Source organism: Nitrococcus sp. (genome assembly GCF_059432795.1).
In genome coordinates this window covers 1-19,946 of record NZ_JBXWZQ010000180.1, presented here as the reverse complement: position 1 = coordinate 19,946, position 19,946 = coordinate 1, and the positions used below count along the sequence as shown (strand labels likewise).

Below are 19,946 nucleotides of genomic sequence, written 5' to 3'. Positions count from 1 at the left end.
TTCCTTCAACTGATCATGACGAAAGTATGACATTGCTCTAATCCTACATTGCACACAAGGAGGGTCAGGACGTCAGGCGCCAACACACGATGACTTGTTATCACAAACTACCTATCATCCATTCGTTGCAATAGATTGCAAAATGGAGGGTATGCAAGAAGCACATGAAATTATAACACCCAATTCCCTTTAGCTAACGGCGATGAACTCGAAAGGCGAAAACTACCATTTTACTATAGCGCTCCGAAAGAACCCGATCATAATCTCTTTACCGGCGGATCAAAGGAAGCCTTAAGCAATCAGGAAAATCGACGATATCGCCGGTTCAATCAAACGCAGACGAGGTAATCGGGATGAACATGAAAATTGCGTCGATGGCTGCAGGACTGGCGTTGTTTGGGTTTGTTTTTACGGCTAACGCCGGTGAGGCAATCTCCCTCAATGGGCCGCAAATGGATGGCGTAACAGCCGGTTGGGGAAACTACGACCCGCCGACTTACACGTTCAAGAAGAGGATCGATATCCAGGAGAACGTGTACAAGAACGTGTACAAGGACGTAGCCGCATTCACTTACGTGCAGGGCAACTTGGCTGATGCCGAGGCTGTCGGTACCTGCGCGGCCCATGACTGCCTGACCGAGACCCTGACCGACACGTTCACGGATGGGTACTTCACCCAATCCTACAGTGGCAGCGTGTCAGCGGCCAACTAACCGACCGTGCACCGCCGAAGTCAATAAAATGCTTGAACGCCCCATGCAAACGCATGGGGCGTCTTCTCCGAACATAGCTAACATACGCGACCGAAGGTCATGATGAGAAAGCTAACAAAACCGAACGCAGACGTCGTTAGGGCCGAATTTTCAATATTGCTATTTGTGAGTGTGATAACGGGCGGCTGCACAGCGGACAATTGCAAAACATTGCCGATAAAACAACAAAGTGTGTTTCACCCGGGTTTTGAAGCGTCTGACAAAGGTATTGAGTGAGCTCACTCTCGGACAGGGAGCCACCACGCATGCTTGAAATTGCAATAGTGGGCCGCCCAAGGGAGCCCGAGGTCGATAAGCTTACGCTCTGCTTGGCTCAGCTCGGTTACCCTCCGCTCGTTATTGACACCGACGCATTTCCGCAGCAATCCCACTTGACTTTTTCTGAAGGGCGCTGGCGCTATCAAGAAAATAACTTGAATGACGTAAAAGTTTTTTTTCTTAGAAGCTTTCACTGCATCCATTCAATGGATCAACTCCAACCATCGGAGGACCCGGGCACGATAGAGATGATCGCTTTGCGGGAAAAGGATTCAATGCTCGGCAGCCTGCTCCGATCGATGGCGGATCTAGGCAAACCGACGCTGAATCCATTTGATACACTGTTATGCCATTATTATAAGCTTTCTACCGTCGAGCGGTTACGACAAGCTGGTGTGCCGGTCCCTCCGGTGATGGCTACCAATGATTCAGATGCCGTACAAGCGTTTGCGAATAGCTATAAGCAGATTGTCTGCAAGCCGCTAGCGGGGGGGCTATTGTAATCGGACTTTCCGCAGTCGGCATTTCAGAGCATTTTTATACCCTATTGAAGATCGCGCCGGTCATGCTTCAAGCCAGAATCTATGGGCACGATGTTCGAGCTTACGTATTGAAGGATCAGGTTATCGCAGCCGCGTCAACGACGACCAACTATGTCGATGTCCATAGTGGGAATCGGCATTTCCAGCCTACGGCGCTGACGCCCGAGGAAACAGTAGGCGTCATCCAAGTAGTTCGACTCCTATCATTGAGTTTCGCCAGCATAGATTTCAAACGGACAGCCGATGGTCGTTACTTCATCGTCGATATCAATCCTACACCCGGATTCGTGAGGTTCGAGCGAATTACCGGACTCGAGATTGCCAACCCCGTTGCCAAGCATCTTATAGCACTCTCTTCCGGTCATGTGCTCAGCTAAACTAGGATATATTGTCGGCGAAGTCCTGCAACGGAAGAATTGCCATGTATCAGCTGCGCCGCATTCGTCACACGCGTTATTCAAGGCAAACCGGCGAATTCCCGCCCTACCGGGGATTTTTCGTCGTCCCGGATTGGACGCTCCGAACCGTTTTTATATTCGGACTGCTTGGTGCGACGCAAGCCGCAGGGCAAACACCGGTTACATCGCTGCTGGAGATGCGCCGGGATCATGTCGTAGTGCAACAGTGGGATTTGAGCTGCGGCGCCGCCGCGCTTGCCACCATATTGCGCTTCCAACATGCCGACCCGGTTCCGGAACGGGAAATCGCCAAGGCATTGATGAAACGTAAGGAATATATCGCCCATCCCCTGCTCGTCCGAATACGTCAAGGCTTTTCGCTGCTCGACCTCAAGCGCTATGTGGATCAGCGGGGCTACGAAGGGATCGGCTACGGCAAGCTCACCTTGCAGGATCTGATAGAACGGGCGCCAATCATGGTTCCGCTAAACCTTTATGGCTATAATCACTTCGTGGTATTTCGCGGTATGCGCAGAAAACAGGTTCTCCTGGCGGATCCGGCATGGGGTAATCGGACCATGCGGGTAGAACGATTCGAGCATGCCTGGATCAACTATCCAGAAATCGGCAAGGTGGGCTTTATCGTTGTCCGCAAGGGTGATGATACGACTCCTAATGGGCTCGCGCCACGCCCGCAGGATTTTATCATGTTCTGACATGTCGCCGAAATTCGGCAACTGCGGCAAAACGGTCGCCGCAACGAAGTCAGAAAAACGAAATGCATAATAATTGCCAACTTTCACGTGAACATTAAGCACACCTTTTGAAACATCAGCGATTGCGTATCGGAACCAAGCACAAGCTGCGTTACGGGCGCCACGAAAACCTGAAGAACTGAGGGCACTTATGTCCGTTCTAAACCGGCGCACGCTCGATCTGAGGCGAAGCGCAGTAATAGTCGGCGTTTTTGCCATGGGCATACCTGCTCTCGCCGGTGCAGAGTTTGGCTCGACGAGCCCACACCAGAATCCGAAAACTGACTTATTACCAACGCTGACGGCCGCCGCCGAGCAGCACTCGTCCAAGCAACCGTCCCCAGGGGCTCAAAATCAAGCCCCGGCACCGGGCCAGTTCGAAGTCGACGAGGAAGCCGCCGAGCGCGCGCTGGAGCGGACGCTGGTCGTACAAGGCGCGTTGCTGCTTCCTTTCGGCCTCGCGGAAATACAGCCTAGTTTCAGCTACAGTCGAAGCGAGATCGATGATCTGAGCTTGGCGATTCAAGAGGGGACCCCATTGCTCGTAGAGAGAGACCTTCGGCGCAACGCCTTTACTGGCGATCTCTTCATCCGATTTGGGCTGCCTTTGGAAAGTCAAGTGGAATTCGGCATGCCTTATCGTTACATCGACAGCAAGGAGGTCACCGATATCAACTTGATCGGGCGTAACGAGGTGAGCAGCGACAGCTCAGGTTTCGGTGATTTTCGCCTCGGCCTGGCCAAAGCACTGCTGCATGAGGGTCTTTACTGGCCCAACCTGATCGGCAGGCTGACTTGGGATACCGACACCGGCAAGACCGATACCAGCAATCCGCTCGGCAGCGGCTTCAATGAACTGTCAGGCTCCCTGACAGCCACCCAGCGCCAGGACCCCCTCGTTTTCATTGGCAGCGTCTCGTATACGACCAGCTTTGAAAATAACCGGATCAAGCCAGGAGACGAACTTGGTTTTTCGGTGGGAGCGCTCTTGGCCGCGAGCCCGGAGACTTCGCTACGCCTGATAATCAATCAATCCTTCGTAGACAAAATAGAGGTCGACGGCAGGGCAATCGACGGTACCGACCAAGTCATTGCGAGCTTGGGCTTTGGTGCATCTTCGATAATCGGCCACGGAAAGTTTCTTGATTTCTCAGCCACCACTGGTCTCACCGATCAAGCACCTGACTACTCAATTGGCGTTACCTTAGTCATACGCTTCGGCGTCCCCAATGTATTTTTCTAATACCTTTTCCTCACAAATCTGGGAAATCAAGAATGCTGCATGTGTACGATTAATCGCTTTAAGCTTTTTCATGATTTGTCGGACATGAACCTTTACGGTGCTTTCTTGCATCTGAAGCTCATAGGCTATGATTTTGTTTGACTTCCCTTCTCGCAGAAGCTGAAGTACTTCCAATTGCCTTGGGGTAAAGCCTTGCAAAAGGATTGGACTGACAATATTTCCCTGCTCTTTAATTTCTTGTGTCTCTTCAAAAGGCTCTAAAAGGATATTACAGGGGATGAATTTGCCGCCGACCTGGACGAGACGAAGCACCTGAATAACCACATCGGGTTCGAGACGGGTTGAAATATAGCTATGCACGCCTAAACGAATGGCTTGGAGAATACAGGGAGGATCTTCACGCTCCGATAGAACAACAACAGGCACATCGGCCAAGCCCTCTTTCAGCCGATTGATATCGTTACACACCGAACCCTCGGTGAGACAGGCCGAACCGACGGAGAGGAGAACCACCCTCACACTGAGGTTCTGAACGCAGGTTAATAGCTCATCAGCGCTTGCAAAAGGCAGGACAATAAAATCCTCCCAGCGACGTTTGTTATATGTGCTCGCCTCAAGAAGGTGGGCAATGGACATCCGCGTCAGCGACTGTGAATCGATAAGCGCAACCTGGATCTTATTGCCATCGTTGAACGCGTCACGCCTTACTGTAACCCCCTCACATAAAAGCCGCCGACCGCCATCATCGAAACCATCACCTTGTGAAGTGTATTCCATTGCGCGCCCTCCTTTTGCCTATTTCTTCTCACAAGTCTGATAATTCTGTTACAGCGCAAGAGAACTCATAAGAGCGTCACACGTCACCCGATAGTCATGACTCGCAAATAGGACACCAATAAGGCATTGAAGTTCATATTAGAAAGATAAGACAAAATTTAATGTTCAACCCACATCTCAACCCTCAGAGGTATACGCAAAAATAGGGATACTCCTTTTGGCTTATATGATCGGCGCTCCTGCGCCTTCGTCTCTGCAACTAGACAAATTCACCTCCATTGCTGCCAGTCATCAAACGCATACCCAGCGTGCGCTTTTTTCAAAATGCCACGAAACCCACATCGCCTGCCGGACAAGCTTTCGCAAATGCAGAAATTCCTGCCCAACCAGGCAGATGAAAACTCTCGGCGACACATGTGTGATGCGGTGCACAAATATAATTAAATACGGCTTCAAATATCTCGAATAGCCCTTAGTATAGGGGGCAGATTTTGAGCCAACAACCGCCCAATCAAAAAATAAACAATGAACTGATCAGCGGCGGTTTGCGTTCACCGGGAACGTGGGAAACGGTGTTGCATACGCCCACTAGCAAACCTGGACAGCAAATGTTACACACTAAGGTGAAGACGTGAGCGTTCGAGAGCTGTTCGCCGCGACTACAGAAGCGCATGAGTTTGCGGCATGGCACCTTAGGACCTATAAACACAAGAGACCGCACTTGGTCCTCGGAGGCACCGTCGGCCGCAGCGCAGCGGCCGGGCCTCTTGACCTGACCTTCACTTCTAGCCTTGGCAAAGATGGGAGCGTCCAGCACTCGACAAGTCGACGGCGCGGCACGAGCCGAGCGGATGGAAACTGAGCTATAACTGCGCTGCAGGGCAGTCCGTCACAATGCCGCCAGCGCGGCGCATTCACGACAAGGACTTGCTCATCGGGGAACGAGGCTTTATAAACGCCGGGGCGAGCTTGGCGCTGAGATGCCCGAAGAACGAGTACCGGAGACCGTCTAAATCGTTTCTACGTATCTAGCAAGGGAGGAGAAGCAATGGCCGACTCGCATCATCACAACCTACGAACGATCATCGGCAATGAAAACCCCGTCGGAAATCCGCTCGCGATAGTCGGCGGGGCGTTGCTGGTTTTACTTCCTTCGATTGTGTTCTTTATCTACATCATCGTCAGCGGCAAGCTCGTTCTAGGCTAATACTGCCGCCGTGGCGTGCCGGTCGTGGTTTACCGCTCAGGGCCGGCGCGGCACGCCTCCCGCTGAGCGGGTGACATCTGGAAATGCATGCCTACCCTCGCGTCGCGCGGCTACCGTGTGGGGACGTTTTGAAATCGATACGCTGCGTTCGGTAACGAGCGGATGCGCAGCCGCGGCGATTCATTCACGCTCAATCGTGACGTGGCCGGCCCCATCCGCATCGCGGGTAACGATTACCTGCCAGGGACGGCAGCAAACCGCACAGTCCTCGACGTAGTTTCCTTCGGTTTCCGGATCGATAAGGAATTCCACGAACTCAAGGCACCACGGGCATTGCACTTCGACCATGTCCTGCATCATCGCCTTCCATAAACGCGTCGGGAGAAGAATCGCCGCAAGGGGATGCTCGGCGCGCCGCTTTCGACGAATGCCACCTACTATTTGAGCTGGCCGGAAATGAGCGGCCGACTGATTTTAAGCTTTGCATCCGGCGTCACGTCGTATCCGTCAATCCAATCCCGAGCACTTTGCGTCTTCGCAAGCGTCAGACGATGCTCAGGCGAATCCGCCAATAGCGACACCGTTCCTGCCGTCACGCTTAATCCTCTCGACTCTAGTCGCTCGCAGGAACGCCGGGAAAGATTAGCCGGCGGGGGGGGGCAGGGGTCAGACTCGCACCATCCATTGGCACTAACTCTTCGGCCGACTTCGCGAGCGCGGACGTAAAAAAGACTTCCCTGCCGTTTTCATCGAACCATGGCCGGCCTTTGCGTGGCCTCTACGACCAGCCGCACACACTGACGGAAACGGGGGCCTTAGAAGCCCGCGTTTTCGCTAGTTGGCGGAGAGGGAGGGATTCGAACCCTCGGTACCGTGAGGTACACACACTTTCCAGGCGTGCTCCTTCGACCGCTCGGACACCTCTCCGGGTAACTTAACCTTGTTCACTTCCAGAAACACCCGGGCGCGCGACCGACGGAGCACGCCAGGCGTGCTCGTTACTCCGGGCTTCCTGCCCTTCGCCCCTGCGGGGCCGCCTACGCTGCGCTGCGGCGTTCCAAATCGTTCCCGACGATTTGGTCGACCGCTCGGACACCTCTCCGGATATTCTGTCTCGTCCCATTCACCGCCGCTACCGGTACAGCCCCACCGCTTTTGCGAAGACACCGGCACGGACCCGCGCACGCCCGAACACGCAGCATGCAAAATATCTCAGACGGCCGGGCGGCGCAACGGCTTGACGCGGCTAGCTTCGATCCCCCCCACCGCCACGATCCGGGCGATACATGGGCATCGGAAATTGGGCGACGTTGCCCTCCGCGTCGGTGATCTTGGCAACTCCCTGCTTCTCCACCTCGTCGATACGGACGATGGCGTGCAAGGGTAGAAACGTCCGCTTGACGCCGTCGAATTCGCCTTTGAGACGTTCCTCCGCTGGATCGACCACCACTTGGGTGCGTTCCCCGAAAGTGAGCTCTTCGATTTCCACGAAGCCGAGCATCCCGCCATCGGCAACCTTTCGCGCATAGATCTCGTAGACCTTGCCTTGGTTGTGGAAGATGACCCGGTATATATGTCGAGCAGCCATTCGTCGTTTCTACTGTCGCTCTGCCATGAAGCTGCGGAAGGATAGCACACCACAGCCTGACCCCAATGGTGACATCCCTCATTCACCGATCACGGTGACGGTGACGCGCCTTGTCTGCCCGCGGTAGCGGTGCTCCCAGAGAAAGATGCCCTGCCACGTACCCAGTGCCAGGCGACCGTTGGTGACCGGCACACTCAACGAGCTTTGGGTAAACACGGTGCGCACATGCGCGGCCATGTCATCGGCACCCTCCTGTTGGTGAGTGAACATGGGGTCACCGTCGGGCACCAGTCGTTGCGCAAAACGCTCCAGGTCCTCACGTACCGCCGGATCGGCGTTCTCGCAAATGATCAGCGATGCGCTGGTGTGGTGAATGAAAAGATGGCACAAACCGCTTTGAATGCCGGATGCCCGGACCACGCCGGCGACCTCCGACGTCATCTCCTGGATGACACGCCCCGGCGTGTCAAACTCCTTTATCTGCTGATACATGGGCCGTTGGCCTGTAATCTCATTTATCCTTATGCGTATTGTGAGCGAATTTCAACGGGTAACACCATGGCGATGTACGCTTGGGAAGGCAAGAAATTCCAAGACGTGGCCACCGTCACGATCAAGCGCGATCCGCGGCGTTTCACGCACGGTTGCGCCACCGCCGGCTCAGACGGATCCGAGGTCATTCAATGGTTTCGCTCAGTAGCCGAGCTCACGCAGTACCTTCTGCGCATGGAGCCCCAACGCTGGGGCATGAAAATGGGCGATCTGATCGCGGTTAAGCCGCGGCTGACGGATGTCCTGACGCCGGTCGATGTGATCGGCTGCAACGACAGGGCAAAAGCAGCCTACAACGCCTGCGTCCATCCCTTTTTCCGAATCGTCTGGTGGGGTACGTTCGAGAAGCTGCTGGAGGCGGAGACCTCCTGGCCGGCCAAGCTGCTCGCGCGCGCCAAGGCGAGCACGCTCAGCGGCGACGAGCGGGCCGAGCGCCTCATCGCTTACCTGCGCCGCCTGGCCGGCTAATCGCCGGCAATCGGCCAGTGGCCGTGGAGAGCGCCGCACCGGCAGCGTGTGCCGTATGCTGACAGTCAATGCGGCTCCTGATGCACTGGCTCGCTGACTCAGTGAGCGAAGCGGCGGAGGATACCGGCCATGCGCGCGATACCCTGCCTCACCGCGGCCGTCGCCCTGCTGGCGTTCGCGATGAGCGGCCAGCCGAGGGCGGGCAGCCTGCAGCTCAGCTCCGAGGCGTTTGCCCACGGCGGCGCCATTCCCATGCGTTATACGTGCGAAGGCAAAGACCTCCCGCCACCCCTTCGCTGGAGCGGCGTCCCAAAAGGCACACGCAGCTTGGCGCTCATCGTCTCGGATCCTGATGCGCCACGCGGGACCTGGTATCACTGGCTGGTCTACGAAATTCCGCCCAAACTCTCCGGACTATCCGCCGACAACGAGCCGAACGGCCTCTCGAGGGCTGTCAGGCATGGGTTGAACAGCTGGCAGCGCACCGGTTACGGCGGGCCCTGTCCGCCAGCCGGCCGTCACCGCTACGTCTTTCGCCTCTATGCCCTGGACCGCGACCTCAATCTGCCGCGCGAGCCTCGTGCGGCAGCGCTTCGCCAAGCCATGCGCGGACATGTGATTGACGAGGCCGAGCTGATCGGAACATATGAAAAGCGCGGCCGGCGATGAGCGGCGCAACCGTGGCGCCGTGGCAAAAGCCGTATTCATGTCCATGATGACTGGGTGCGACACGCCCCGGGAAGGGAGCCGGCAACAACGCGGATAAATCGAGGAGTATTTTGGTGCGTTTGGGCGGAACTAGAGGATAGCCGCAACGCCACCGCTTGCAAAGGCATGATTTCCCGGCTCGAATGCCGCGCCCCGCGAAGCGACGCCGAACCACCCAGGCGCTGGTGTTATCTCGAACGCAGCGCTTGAGCGGCCTTGATCAATATAGCCGCCTCACGCCGGATCTCAGCACGTAATATCGCCACTTCCCTGGCGACTTCGGCTATGACCCTGGGCTGCAGATCAAACGGATCGATGCCGCCTGCGGAGGCGATGTACGCGCGGTCAGAGACCGACAGCGTGGTGAAATCGTCATAAGCCGCTTGCGCGTAGGCTCCTGGACAGTCCGCAACAGTAACACCGCCGATATGGACCATCTCGGATATGAAACCGGCTAACCCGATCGCCACGGCATCGCTGGGCAGAACATTAGGCTGAAGCATGGTTTGCCCAGACCAATACAGTGAATGTCGCCCCCCGTTCGCGGGATAGTACAGACGCGCGCGAGCCCAGTAGCCACATTCACGCGCGATCACCAAATGCCCGGCCTCATGAATCGCCGAGCAATGCAGCTCTTGCCGCCAAACCTTGCGCCACGCACATGGAGGGGGTGCGATGTTCATGTACTCCGCTCCCGTCTCTCGCCAGACCGTGCCCGAGAGCGCCCCATCGCTTTCCGGACCGAGTCGATGCCTGTTACGCTCTCCCATACTCGACTACCCCGCCGCTTGCGGTTGTTGCCTTTGCAGACCGCTGTGGCCGTATCTTCAGATACGCCGCTTTCACTATTAAGACAACAATCAGCCCCAAAGTGTCAGATAGCATGCTCGTCGAAGCCAAGCAAGCCTAATTCGAAACCAACGGGCGCCCTTCAAAGGCGAGTGCTCGCCTCGTCTCGATGCCCGCGAGGCTGCCCCTTGCCCTCGCTGGCCACGCTGAAGCGTCTGTCGGCGCCCGCAAAAACGCGGGGCCCGCCCGGCCATGACCGACCGCCCCCCAACCCTCGCCGGCGTGTGTATCCTGGCGTAGCCGATATGGGATTGCGTCTTTCGCAACGGGCAATCGTAGCGTATAGATAAGGATAGAAATGGAGGGATCCAAGGGAGGCAAGAGGTCATGCGGGGTACCGAAACGCAAATCCGTTGGGCTCAGGAAATCCTCTCGAGGCACTTGGACCTCGCTCAGTCCCATCTGCCGCAAATCACCACCAAGCTCGAACACGCCGTTGCCGCCGCGGGCAGAGATCATTGGGTTAGCGCTTATGAGCGGGCACGACTGGCGATCGCCTGCGATTACGGCAATCGTATCCAGCAGTGGGACGCGGCGGATCTCATCGACGCTCAGACGCTGCTCACGAGCCCCTATGCGATCTATGATGCAATTTGGACCGTGATCAACAAAATGGCGCGTGCCGATCTGGGCCTCATGGGAATGTCGGCCGAACCCGAGGACCGGCCCACTCTGCACTGACGCAGCGCCCCGCCGGCGTAGCCTCGGCCTCCGAGTCGAACTTTGCGGGCTGTGCCGCGAGGCGGGCCGCGTGCGGGCAAAATCACGACCGATACCCAGATTCGCTCATCGACGGTTCCCAGGCAGTCGGGTGCGACCATCCAACGTCTAACATGTTATCACGATCGAAAGCGTATCAACGGCGTGTCGGCCGATGGCAAAACGGATACCAACGCCCTTGCTGAGTCGGTGCACAATGCTGAGAGCGGCTCCTTGTACGACGTCCCGTGGTATTTCTTTCCGCTACCGCATGGATGTGTCGTCGAGTCGATTCTTCCTGTCTCTGTGCCGGTGAGGTCCGCCGGCTCGAAGCGAAGTGGAGGGCAGATATGCAACTGGGACTGATCGGCTTGGGCCGGATGGGCTCAAACATGGCACACCGGCTCATGCGCGGCGGTCACCAGGTCGTGGTTTTCGATTCCAATGGCGCCGCCGTGCGCGCATTGGAAAACCAGGGTGCGATAGCCGCCGGATCGCTCGACGCCCTCGTCACGCAGCTCGACCGGCCGCGCGCGGTGTGGTTGATGGTGCCCGCAGGGGCGGTCGGTGGCATCCTGGATGAGCTCGTCGCTCATCTAAATGCCGATGACACGGTCATAGACGGTGGCAATTCCTACTACGTAGACGACTTGAGCCGCGCCGAGGCCCTTGGCTCCAGAGGAATCCACTATGTCGACGTCGGCACCAGCGGCGGCGTCCGGGGTTTGGAACGCGGCTACTGTCTGATGATCGGGGGACCAGAGCAAGCGGCGCGTTCGCTCGACCCGATATTCAAAACGCTGGCTCCCGGACGCGACGCGGCGCCGCGCACGCCAGGCCGCGAGAAACACGCCGCCACGGTTGAGGAAGGCTATCTCTATTGCGGCCCGCCGGGGGCGGGGCATTTTGTCAAGATGGTGCACAATGGCATCGAGTACGGCCTGATGGCGGCCTACGCCGAGGGATTGAACGTTTTGCGCCATGCCAACGCCGGTAGGAAGGACCAGGCGGTGAATGCCGAAACAACGCCGCTCGCGCACCCGGAGCGCTACCACTACGATTTCGATGTCGCCGATATCGCGGAGGTATGGCGGCGCGGCAGCGTGATCAGTTCGTGGCTGCTCGATCTCACGGCGAGCGCACTCCTCGATCAGCCCGACCTCGCCGCTTACTCGAAGCATGTGGCGGATTCGGGCGAGGGGCGCTGGACTGCGCTAGCGGCCATCGAGGAGGGCGTCTCTACACCGGTGCTCTGCGCCGCGCTTTTTCAGCGCTTCGCCTCGCGGGGCAATGACGACTTCGCGGCAAAGGTGCTCTCCGCCATGCGCCATCAATTCGGGGGACACGCTCAACCCGGCGAATAGCCAACGCCAAGGGCGGCAGCGGCTAATGGAGAGCGCTCCGAAAGGATAAGCCGGCGGGCGCGGCACACACAAACGCGCCCATTCGGTACACAGCGACGAGAGATAATTTCACGCATGATACTGGCGGGCGATATCGGTGGCACCTGGACGCGGCTAGCGTTTTTCGAGGAACAGGACGGACGACTGGTTCCAGCGGTGGATAAGATCTACCGCAGCCGCGATTTTGACAGTCTCGCCCAGGTGGTGCGGCGATTCGAGCGGGATTACCGGCGCGGGAGCATCGAACACGCCGCCTTCGGCGTCGCCGGCCCGGTGCGCGGAGGGCGGGCGAAAGCGACCAATCTTCCCTGGGTCATCGATTGCGCGAACCTGGCGCAGGAGCTCGAGCTTAAAGCCGAGAACATCGACCTGATCAACGACCTCGCCGCCAATGCCTGGGGCGCAATGGCGCTGACCCCAGCCGACCTGACCGTGCTCAATGAGGGCAGCCCGCAGGCCAGCGGCAACGCGGCCGTTATCGCCGCCGGTACCGGGCTCGGCGAGGCCGGACTCTTCTGGGACGGCGAGCGCCATCGTGTCTTCGCCAGTGAGGGCGGGCATGTGGATTTTGCCCCGCGCGATGAGCTCGAAATCGAACTGCTGCGCTACCTGCTGGCACGATATCCTCGCGTGAGCTACGAGCGCGTGCTCTCGGGGCCGGGGCTGCGCAACATCTATCGGTTTTTCCGCGATACCGGACGAGGCAAAGAATCGAAGCAAATCGCCGAGGCCATGCGCAAGGATGACCCGGCGGCTGTCATCTCCCGGCAGGCATTATCCGGTGGCGATTCGCTCTGCGTGCAGGCACTCGACCTTTTCGTCACCGTCTACGGCGCGGCAGCCGGAAACCTCGCGCTCAAGCTCATGGCGAGCGCCGGTATCTACCTCGGTGGCGGCATCGCGCCCCACATCATAGAAAAGCTGAAAGACCCGCTTTTTATGAGTGCGTTCACTGGCAAGGGCCGCATGAAGCACTTGCTACAGGAGATGCCCGTCAGGGTGATCATGAATGATCAGACCGCGCTGCTCGGGGCGGCACGCTGGGCGGGGCTGCGCGCCGGATTGCTGAAGCCGTGAACTTTGACCTTCGCATCGTGGACAACGCCCGAGCAGTAGCGCACCTCGCAGCCGCGGAGTTCGCCGAGCGCGCCGCATCGGCCGTGCGGGAAAGCGGCCGGTTTACGGTGGCGCTCTGCGGTGGGCGCACACCGGAGATGCTCTACGCGCAGCTTGCCGAAGAGACGTCCCTGCGGCAACGAATTCCCTGGGAGCGCAGCCATTTTTTCTGGGGGGACGAACGTGCGGTACCGCCGGACCATCCGGACAGCAACTTCCGCCTGGCGCAAGCTGCGTTATTGTCCCGCGTGCCGGTGCCGCCTGCGAATGTCCATCGCATGAAAGGCGAGTTGCCTGCACCACAGGCGGCGGCGGGCTATGCACGAACGCTGGTCGAGTTCTTTGATCTGGGGGAGCGGGCGCTGCCGCGCTTTGACCTGATTCTGCTGGGCCTCGGCACGGACGGGCACACCGCATCGCTCTTTCCCGGCACGCAGGCGCTGAACGAGCAGCGTGAGCTGGTCGTCGCCAGCTGGATCGGCAAGCTCGGAGCGCAGCGTATCACCCTGACTCCGCCGGTCTTGAACAACGCCGCCTGCGTGATCTTTCTGGTGACTCGCGCCGAAAAGGCGACCGCGTTGAAATCCGTGCTGGAGGGGCCCTGCGAGCCCGTACAATTGCCCGCCCAACTGATCCGACCCCACAGCGGGAAGCTTCAATGGATCGTTGACGCGGCGGCGGCGAAATTGCTTGAGAAATAGCGGCGGAGGTATCTGTCGGCGTGCGGATGCAGCTCGAAAAGCTGGCGCGCCCGGGAGAATTCGAACCCCCAACCTCCTGATCCTTAGATAGAGCTTCGGATTCGTGTTTTCTCTATAAATTCATGGACTTGTATACCTGTCAGCGTCTAATCGTGACGTTCAAGCTGCGTCCGTAACACATTGATTTTGCAGTGTACCGCTTAATGCTATTAGACAGAAAATCCGGTACCCAAACCCCAAGCCGTGAGGCGATGACGGGAATGGCTGTTCGGCCGGCGGCGGCGCTGCCCTCGAGCAGCGGCTTGTGCCGCCGGCGAATTGGGCATAACCGCGGGCGTCATTACATGTCCACCTTAAAGCCCCGTGCGGGGGGGGTTGGGGGGCGCCCCGGGCCACGAAGGTGACCGCCTTGATGGCCCGGGGCTGATATGGGTTTTGCCGCACGGGCGGCAGTCGGTGCGGCACCGACCTTAGAGCACCACCAGTTATCGAGGTCAGGGGCATTAGGGGCCGATACGGCGCGGGGCTGTTGCCGGGGTTGAGCGGCGATCAACGGGCGAAGACCCTGCATACCCCGTGACGGGCGTCTCGGAGTCGTCTATTCGTGTAACGCTTGCAGGGCGTGTCCGGTATCCTTGTCCAGGATCTTTAGCAGCGCCCGCGCAGGGCCGGTCGGGTGAGGCCGGCCCTGCTCCCAGTTTTCCAGCGTACGCTTGCTTACACTAATCAGCAGCGCGAAGCTCTGTTGCGAGAGCCCGATCTTCTCGCGAATCGCTCGGCGATCCGGTGACGCCGCAGGACGTCTACGTTCATGGTCACGCCGTCCAACCGCCGAAGTGGCAAAGCTGGGCAAAAGCCGCAAGAGCGAAGCTACGCGAGATGATCGACGGTGCGCACCTGCCGCTGACTGCTATTGAGGAAAGGACAGGAGCGTCATAAGCACTCACACAAAACTACGCCATCGTATCCGGTTGATTTCGGAGCGAAGACATTGACGCTGCCAAGCGCCAGGATCCACTTATCTTCATTGGCAGCGTGTCCTATACAACGAGCCTTAAAAAAATGGCCTGGAACCAGGTGACCAGCTTTCTCCGCCGAAGCGCTCCTGACAGCAAGCCCGGGGACTGCTACGTCGATCAAACTTTTCGAGATGAAGCAAAATTCAACGGCCGAGCCATCAAGGGCTCCGATCAAGCCATCGCGCATTTGAGCTTTGGCGTTTCCTCGATAATCGGCCACGGCAAGTTCCTCGATTTTTCGACCACGACGGGCCCCACTGACCAAGCCCCCGATTACTCAGCGGGGATGACGCTGGTTATCCGTTTCGCGATGTCCCAAGTTTCCCTTTTTAGGCCCTTTTCATCAATCTGAGCGGCCAGAAACGCCGCATGCGTCCGGTTGATCGCCTTCAGCTTCTTCATGATTTGCCGGACGTGAACCTTTACGGTGCTCTCCTGCATATTAAGTCCATAGGCTATAAGTTTATTCGGCTTGCCTTCCCGCAGGAGTTGGAGTACCTCTAGTTGCCGCGGTGTAAAGCCTTGCAATAAGGGGACACTGATGATGCTCTTGTTTTCTTCAGAGGTAGTCCTCGTTTCTTCGAAAGACTCCACTAGAGCCGTAGGCGGAACAAAGATTCCACCGAGCTGTATGAGACGCAACGCCTGAACTATGAGTTCTGGATCAAGCCGGGCCGAAATATAGCTATGCGCACCACGGCGGAGCGCATTTACTACACAATGGGATTCTTCGCGCTCGGACAGAATAATCAAGGGCAGTTCGTGCAGCTCCCGCGTCAGCCGTACGATATCCTCGCATACTGCTTCATCACCGACACACGCCGCACCGATACTAAGAAGGATCAAGCTCACTCCGCGGCGACGGCGACCGGACAAGAGTTCATCTACACTCGAGAAAGGCAGAACAACGAAATCCTCTGAGCGGCGCTTGGCACTTGTGCTCGCCTCGAGTAGACGGGTAATGGAAACCCTGGCCAACAATCTTCGATCGATCAGTGCAACCCGGGCTTCACCCCCACTCCTAGTCGTATTATGCAGAGGTACTGCGTTGGTGCCTAAAAACGCCTGAATGCAGTTTTTTTTGCTCTCCTCCTTTGGCGAATAGTACTCCATTCCCGTTCCTCCCTGGTTGATCAATATTTCTCAAACTGGCGAAGGCCGGGTATTTCTATTTTTCTTGCCTATGCAAATCTATCTATCAATATGTATCTTTCCGAATTATCGTCAAAATTGCCGCCTTTCGCTGAAAAAGCGATTACAGCGCCTTTAGCGCATTTTCCACTTTTTGTACTCGGTAGGTGCGGATCGGGAATCACGTTTATTTGCTCGCCTATCTCTCCTTTAAGCCTTATGGGCCCACCGATGTAGGCTCCGCTTTCTGTGTTTAGGCGCCCTTGCAGTAGCACCCCAGCAACCGCCTGTTCCGCGAACCTACGCTCGAATCGGCCACGCCATTCTCGCGCAGGCACCCGTTCTCTGACTTTGTGATATATATCTACATAAGCGTAACCCGCTGTCACCGGAAAAAAAGAACTGACCGCCCTGCGGACAATATTCTCGACGCAGCTATGGATGTTGCTGCGTTGTGATACTCGCCTTTCTCCCAGCGATGAGCTTGCTCTGGCGAGCCTGTCTGAGCCGACAACTCTCGCCCCGGATCTGGAGGGGACATGAGCATGGTGGCGCAGCCGGTCGACCATGGCGCTGTCAGCGCGGTATTGCCGTCGAACACTGTCACCCAGTCTCCGAAGGCAAGATTGAAGGTGAGAATCACCGAACCAAGCTCATAACGCTTGACGACGAGCGGCCGCGCGGGCTGACCCAGCGGTGGGCGGAAACCCCACTCGGCGGCGACAGCATCCAGGGCCCGTGAAAACGGTGGCGTTCGTGGCCATAGGCGTCGCCCTGGGTAAGCACCGTCTTCATGTAGTCGTAGAGCACCTCCCAGGGGGACGCCGCCGAGTTCGGCAAATATACTCTGATGGCAGGCCGGCAGCACCTGCGCACGCGGGGAGTCGACGTACCCGAGATAATAGAGGTGGCGACTGTAGCCGAGCACGCCCACAAAGGCATACACGCGCCGGCTGCCGAGGCGGTAGTTACCCCGGTCCATCTGCACCTGCTGCCCCGGGGCGGTCCCAAAGCGCATCACCGACTCCGGCGCTGGCGACTGGATCGAGCCACGAAGCGGCGCGCCGTGCGCTCGCAGCCGCCGCCATGCCCTCCCGGTAGGCACCATCGCTGGCAAGTGGATCGGTGCGGCGGCTCCGACCCAACGGCGAATCCACGCCTCGAAAGGAGCCAGCTTGTGCGGCCGCCCGGGGCCACGGGCACGCGGTGCCGAGAGCTTCACCACGCAGGTAGCGGCGCACGGTACTGCGCGAGAGGCTGAACTCCCGGGAGATTGCCCGAATACCCATGCCCCGGCGGGCTAAAATTCGAATTTCCATAATCGCTTCCCCTGTCAGCATCCGACGGCCCTCCACGAAGCAGAGGTGGGTCAACAGTTTGACCGGAGCAAAGGGCCAATTGCCGGTGTCCGCGGGCACCGGCAAGGCACATCAGGCCTTATAAGACACGTTTTAGAGGAATACGTTCCATTCCAATCCAACAACGAAACCAAAACAGCCAATCACCACAACGAGCACCACGGATGGGGTCATGAGGAGGTCTACGAGATATTCCCCGCAACTCCGGCAACGGGCGGTGTGGATGGTCCCCGAGCACCAGGGCGAGTACGAGTCGCAGTGGGCCGTATGAGCTCGATCACGGCGAAGAGGGCTGAATCGCCGAAACGCTACGCAAGGCTGAGCGTGACGAAGGGGTTCGCGACGGCACCAGTCAACGCCGACGCAAGGCTCTGGACAGCAAGCGTGCCTACCTATCGGCTTCACTACATAAGAGGAAGAGGGCCTGAAGACCTCCGAGCAGATTCGTTGACATCCAAGCGCAACTGGGAGCAGGCTTAGAAACAAGCGATCCTGCGCCAGAGGGAGTCGCTTCTCATGGCCTTGGCAGCTACCGAAAGCCGTAACGCCAAGCCTTTTGCGAAGACGTGCGAGCTCTTCGATGGTGGTGGGCTCTATCTCGAAGGGCCTCCAAGCGGGGGTAAGCGGTGGCGGCTTAAGTATCGCTATCGCGCCAAAGAGAAGCGACTCTGCTTCAGCATCTACCCAGACGTCTCACCGAAAGAGGCCCGCGATGCCCAACTTCCTTCGCAAGCGCATTTTGGTCACCGGCGGCGCCGGCTTTCTTGGCAGCCATCTCTGCGAACGCCTGTCCGCCGACGGCCACGATGTGCTCTGCGTCGACAACTTCGTCACGAGCACCAAGGACAACATCGCCCATCTGCTCGACAACCCCTACTTCGAGCTGATGCGCCATGACGTGACCTTCCCGCTCTATGTGGAGGTCGATGAGATCTACAACCTGGCCTGCCCGGCCTCGCCCGTCCACTACCAGTTCGATCCGGTGCAGACCACCAAGACCAGCGTGCACGGCGCCATCAACATGCTCGGGCTGGCCAAGCGGGTGAAGGCGAAAATCTTTCAAGCCTCGACCAGCGAAGTCTACGGCGACCCGACGCTGCAACCGCAGCCCGAGCACTACTGGGGCAATGCCAACCCCATCGGTCCGCGCTCCTGCTACGACGAGGGCAAGCGCTGCGCCGAGACATTGTTCTTCGACTACCGCCGCCAACACGGGCTGCACATCAAGGTCGCACGGATCTTCAACACCTATGGACCGCGCATGCATCCCAATGACGGACGGGTGGTATCGAACTTCATTGTTCAAGCGTTGCAGAACAAGCCCATCACCTTATATGGCGACGGCACCCAGACGCGCTCCTTCTGCTATGTGGATGACCTGATCGAGGGCTTCGTACGGCTGATGAACAGCCCAGAGGAGCTGCCCGGGCCAGTCAACCTAGGTAATCCCGGCGAGTTCACGATGATCGAGCTGGCCGAGGCGGTGCGCGACCTGACCGGCTCACGCTCCGAACTGGTGCATGAGCCGTTGCCGGACGATGATCCGCGGAAGCGGCAGCCGGATATCTCGCTGGCGCGCGAGCGATTGGATTGGGAGCCCAAGGTATCACTGCGTGAGGGGTTGACGCCGACCATTGCATATTTCAAGCGACTGTTGGGTAGCGGCACATGAATATCCTTGTCCGCCGCGTCGACTACATAGGCAGCCACGCCTGCAAAGGCTCGACCAAAGCCGGTGGTAAAGTCACATCCGAGACCGGTGATGGCAGTGGCTCGCGTACACCTCTGCAACATCTACGACGTACGTATGCACCCGAATGACGGGTGGGGGGCGTCGCACTTCTCACCGTTCAAGCGTTGCAGAAAAAGCCCATTACCTTATACGGCGACGGCACCCAGACGCACTGTTCCATTCCGGAGGTTGTATAGAACCGCGGCGCCGTGGTTTGTTTGCAGCGAGTTCGCGATGCTCGAGTTCGCCGAGAGGCGGTACACGACATGAGCGGCTCGCGCTCTGAGTTGGTGCATGAGTTCTGTACGCTCGATGATCGGCGGCAGCCCGGACATCAAACTTACACGCAAGCGCTCGGGTTGGGATTAAAGCTTCGAGCCGGATTAAAGCGACATTGTATTATTTTTTCGCAAGCCGATAAGTTGTTTACCTAAAGAAACAATTAAGGGATATGAAGGCGGCATACATCACAACCTACGACGCATCAAACGTACACGCCTGGTCAGGATTAGGTTTTCATATATTGAAGGCGCTTCAAGACGCGGGACTGCAAACCGAGCGCATCGGTGGACTTAAAGAGGGCCTTATATGGGGAGCGGTAACAAAGGCAAAGAAAATATGGTTCAGGTCTCTGTATTCTCAGCAATATGATAGGATGCGGAGTCCCGG

The 19,946-nt window shown here is 57.9% G+C and carries 23 protein-coding genes, 1 tRNA gene and 3 pseudogenes; 16 read left to right on the top strand and 11 right to left on the bottom strand.

What is annotated here, in order from left to right; translation table 11 throughout:
* Positions 1-353: 353 nt before the first annotated feature.
* The 5 genes from AC52Q4_RS12590 to AC52Q4_RS12570 all read left to right on the top strand — a co-directional run bounded on the left by AC52Q4_RS12590 (position 354) and on the right by AC52Q4_RS12570 (position 3,969).
* Positions 354-713 (top strand): hypothetical protein, encoded by a 360-nt coding sequence (locus AC52Q4_RS12590; protein ID WP_495537143.1) that lies wholly within the window; start codon positions 354-356, stop codon positions 711-713.
* A gap of 305 nt (positions 714-1,018) precedes the next feature.
* Positions 1,019-1,534 (top strand): ATP-grasp domain-containing protein, encoded by a 516-nt coding sequence (locus AC52Q4_RS12585; protein WP_495537142.1) that lies wholly within the window; start codon positions 1,019-1,021, stop codon positions 1,532-1,534.
* Between the two features lie 62 nt (positions 1,535-1,596).
* Positions 1,597-1,950: an ATP-grasp domain-containing protein gene (locus AC52Q4_RS12580; RefSeq protein ID WP_495537144.1), complete on the top strand. Its 354-nt coding sequence runs from the start codon at positions 1,597-1,599 to the stop codon at positions 1,948-1,950.
* A 44-nt stretch (positions 1,951-1,994) separates the two neighbouring features.
* A complete protein-coding gene (locus AC52Q4_RS12575; RefSeq protein WP_495537141.1) occupies positions 1,995-2,687 on the top strand; it encodes a C39 family peptidase in 693 nt (230 codons plus the stop codon).
* A gap of 190 nt (positions 2,688-2,877) precedes the next feature.
* Positions 2,878-3,969: a transporter gene (locus tag AC52Q4_RS12570; protein ID WP_495537140.1), complete on the top strand. Its 1,092-nt coding sequence runs from the start codon at positions 2,878-2,880 to the stop codon at positions 3,967-3,969.
* Here the strand turns inward: AC52Q4_RS12570 and AC52Q4_RS12565 are convergent.
* Positions 3,931-4,746 carry a LuxR family transcriptional regulator gene (locus AC52Q4_RS12565; protein WP_495537139.1) on the bottom strand — a complete coding sequence of 272 codons (816 nt, stop codon included), beginning with the start codon at positions 4,744-4,746 and terminating at the stop codon, positions 3,931-3,933. The genes AC52Q4_RS12570 and AC52Q4_RS12565 overlap by 39 nt on opposite strands.
* A gap of 1,048 nt (positions 4,747-5,794) precedes the next feature.
* Between AC52Q4_RS12565 and AC52Q4_RS12560 the strand changes: the two genes are divergently transcribed.
* Positions 5,795-5,953 carry a hypothetical protein gene (locus AC52Q4_RS12560; RefSeq protein ID WP_495537138.1) on the top strand — a complete coding sequence of 53 codons (159 nt, stop codon included), beginning with the start codon at positions 5,795-5,797 and terminating at the stop codon, positions 5,951-5,953.
* Between the two features lie 180 nt (positions 5,954-6,133).
* On the opposite strand, the gene AC52Q4_RS12555 is transcribed toward AC52Q4_RS12560, so the two are convergent.
* From AC52Q4_RS12555 to AC52Q4_RS12540, 4 genes are all read right to left on the bottom strand, one after another.
* Positions 6,134-6,313: a zinc ribbon domain-containing protein gene (locus tag AC52Q4_RS12555; RefSeq protein WP_495537137.1), complete on the bottom strand. Its 180-nt coding sequence runs from the start codon at positions 6,311-6,313 to the stop codon at positions 6,134-6,136.
* A gap of 479 nt (positions 6,314-6,792) precedes the next feature.
* A tRNA-Ser gene (locus AC52Q4_RS12550) sits at positions 6,793-6,880 on the bottom strand.
* Positions 6,881-7,199: 319 nt separating this feature from the next.
* Positions 7,200-7,541, bottom strand: coding sequence for a DUF1820 family protein (locus tag AC52Q4_RS12545; RefSeq protein WP_495537136.1), 342 nt, complete (start codon positions 7,539-7,541; stop codon positions 7,200-7,202).
* Positions 7,542-7,619: 78 nt separating this feature from the next.
* Positions 7,620-8,033, bottom strand: a complete 414-nt coding sequence (locus AC52Q4_RS12540) for a secondary thiamine-phosphate synthase enzyme YjbQ (protein ID WP_495537135.1) — start codon at positions 8,031-8,033, stop codon at positions 7,620-7,622.
* Positions 8,034-8,099: 66 nt separating this feature from the next.
* Between AC52Q4_RS12540 and AC52Q4_RS12535 the strand changes: the two genes are divergently transcribed.
* Complete coding sequence (locus tag AC52Q4_RS12535; protein WP_495537134.1) at positions 8,100-8,561, top strand: hypothetical protein; 462 nt, start codon at positions 8,100-8,102, stop codon at positions 8,559-8,561.
* Positions 8,562-8,690: 129 nt separating this feature from the next.
* On the top strand, positions 8,691-9,230 hold the full coding sequence (locus AC52Q4_RS12530) for a YbhB/YbcL family Raf kinase inhibitor-like protein (protein ID WP_495537133.1): 540 nt from the start codon (positions 8,691-8,693) through the stop codon (positions 9,228-9,230).
* A 227-nt stretch (positions 9,231-9,457) separates the two neighbouring features.
* Here AC52Q4_RS12530 and AC52Q4_RS12525 read toward each other — a convergent pair whose 3' ends face one another.
* A complete protein-coding gene (locus AC52Q4_RS12525) occupies positions 9,458-10,039 on the bottom strand; it encodes a hypothetical protein (protein ID WP_495537132.1) in 582 nt (193 codons plus the stop codon).
* A gap of 406 nt (positions 10,040-10,445) precedes the next feature.
* Here AC52Q4_RS12525 and AC52Q4_RS12520 point away from each other — a divergent pair, with 406 nt between their 5' ends.
* The 4 genes from AC52Q4_RS12520 to pgl all read left to right on the top strand — a co-directional run bounded on the left by AC52Q4_RS12520 (position 10,446) and on the right by pgl (position 14,037).
* On the top strand, positions 10,446-10,799 hold the full coding sequence (locus tag AC52Q4_RS12520; RefSeq protein WP_495537131.1) for a hypothetical protein: 354 nt from the start codon (positions 10,446-10,448) through the stop codon (positions 10,797-10,799).
* A 368-nt stretch (positions 10,800-11,167) separates the two neighbouring features.
* Positions 11,168-12,181: a phosphogluconate dehydrogenase (NAD(+)-dependent, decarboxylating) gene (gene gnd, locus AC52Q4_RS12515; RefSeq protein ID WP_495537130.1), complete on the top strand. Its 1,014-nt coding sequence runs from the start codon at positions 11,168-11,170 to the stop codon at positions 12,179-12,181.
* A 114-nt stretch (positions 12,182-12,295) separates the two neighbouring features.
* Positions 12,296-13,297, top strand: a complete 1,002-nt coding sequence (gene glk / locus AC52Q4_RS12510) for a glucokinase (protein WP_495537129.1) — start codon at positions 12,296-12,298, stop codon at positions 13,295-13,297.
* The gene (pgl, locus tag AC52Q4_RS12505) at positions 13,294-14,037 is read left to right on the top strand and encodes a 6-phosphogluconolactonase (protein WP_495537128.1); all 744 of its coding nucleotides are present in this window, start codon (positions 13,294-13,296) and stop codon (positions 14,035-14,037) included. The genes glk and pgl overlap by 4 nt, the downstream gene beginning before the upstream one ends.
* Positions 14,038-14,635: 598 nt before the next feature.
* On the opposite strand, the gene AC52Q4_RS12500 is transcribed toward pgl, so the two are convergent.
* The 5 genes and pseudogenes from AC52Q4_RS12500 to AC52Q4_RS12480 form a co-directional block, all read right to left on the bottom strand.
* Positions 14,636-14,890 (bottom strand): helix-turn-helix domain-containing protein, encoded by a 255-nt coding sequence (locus tag AC52Q4_RS12500; protein ID WP_495537127.1) that lies wholly within the window; start codon positions 14,888-14,890, stop codon positions 14,636-14,638.
* An 80-nt stretch (positions 14,891-14,970) separates the two neighbouring features.
* The gene (locus tag AC52Q4_RS12495) at positions 14,971-15,276 is read right to left on the bottom strand and encodes a hypothetical protein (protein WP_495537126.1); all 306 of its coding nucleotides are present in this window, start codon (positions 15,274-15,276) and stop codon (positions 14,971-14,973) included.
* Positions 15,277-15,329: 53 nt separating this feature from the next.
* Positions 15,330-16,169, bottom strand: coding sequence for a LuxR C-terminal-related transcriptional regulator (locus AC52Q4_RS12490; RefSeq protein ID WP_495537125.1), 840 nt, complete (start codon positions 16,167-16,169; stop codon positions 15,330-15,332).
* Positions 16,170-16,622: 453 nt separating this feature from the next.
* A pseudogene (locus tag AC52Q4_RS12485) lies at positions 16,623-16,860 on the bottom strand (ATP-binding protein); the annotation flags it as partial.
* Between the two features lie 295 nt (positions 16,861-17,155).
* Positions 17,156-17,527: a helix-turn-helix domain-containing protein gene (locus AC52Q4_RS12480; RefSeq protein ID WP_495537124.1), complete on the bottom strand. Its 372-nt coding sequence runs from the start codon at positions 17,525-17,527 to the stop codon at positions 17,156-17,158.
* Between the two features lie 190 nt (positions 17,528-17,717).
* Here AC52Q4_RS12480 and AC52Q4_RS12475 point away from each other — a divergent pair.
* From AC52Q4_RS12475 to AC52Q4_RS12460, 4 genes and pseudogenes are all read left to right on the top strand, one after another.
* A pseudogene (locus AC52Q4_RS12475) lies at positions 17,718-17,922 on the top strand (IS3 family transposase); the annotation flags it as partial.
* A 139-nt stretch (positions 17,923-18,061) separates the two neighbouring features.
* Positions 18,062-18,202: pseudogene (locus tag AC52Q4_RS12470) on the top strand (Arm DNA-binding domain-containing protein); the annotation flags it as partial.
* Between the two features lie 55 nt (positions 18,203-18,257).
* Positions 18,258-19,217, top strand: a complete 960-nt coding sequence (locus tag AC52Q4_RS12465; protein ID WP_495537123.1) for a UDP-glucuronic acid decarboxylase family protein — start codon at positions 18,258-18,260, stop codon at positions 19,215-19,217.
* Positions 19,218-19,728: 511 nt separating this feature from the next.
* Positions 19,729-19,946, top strand: a 218-nt coding sequence (locus AC52Q4_RS12460; protein WP_495537122.1) for a hypothetical protein, incomplete at its 3' end; no start/stop codon positions are given.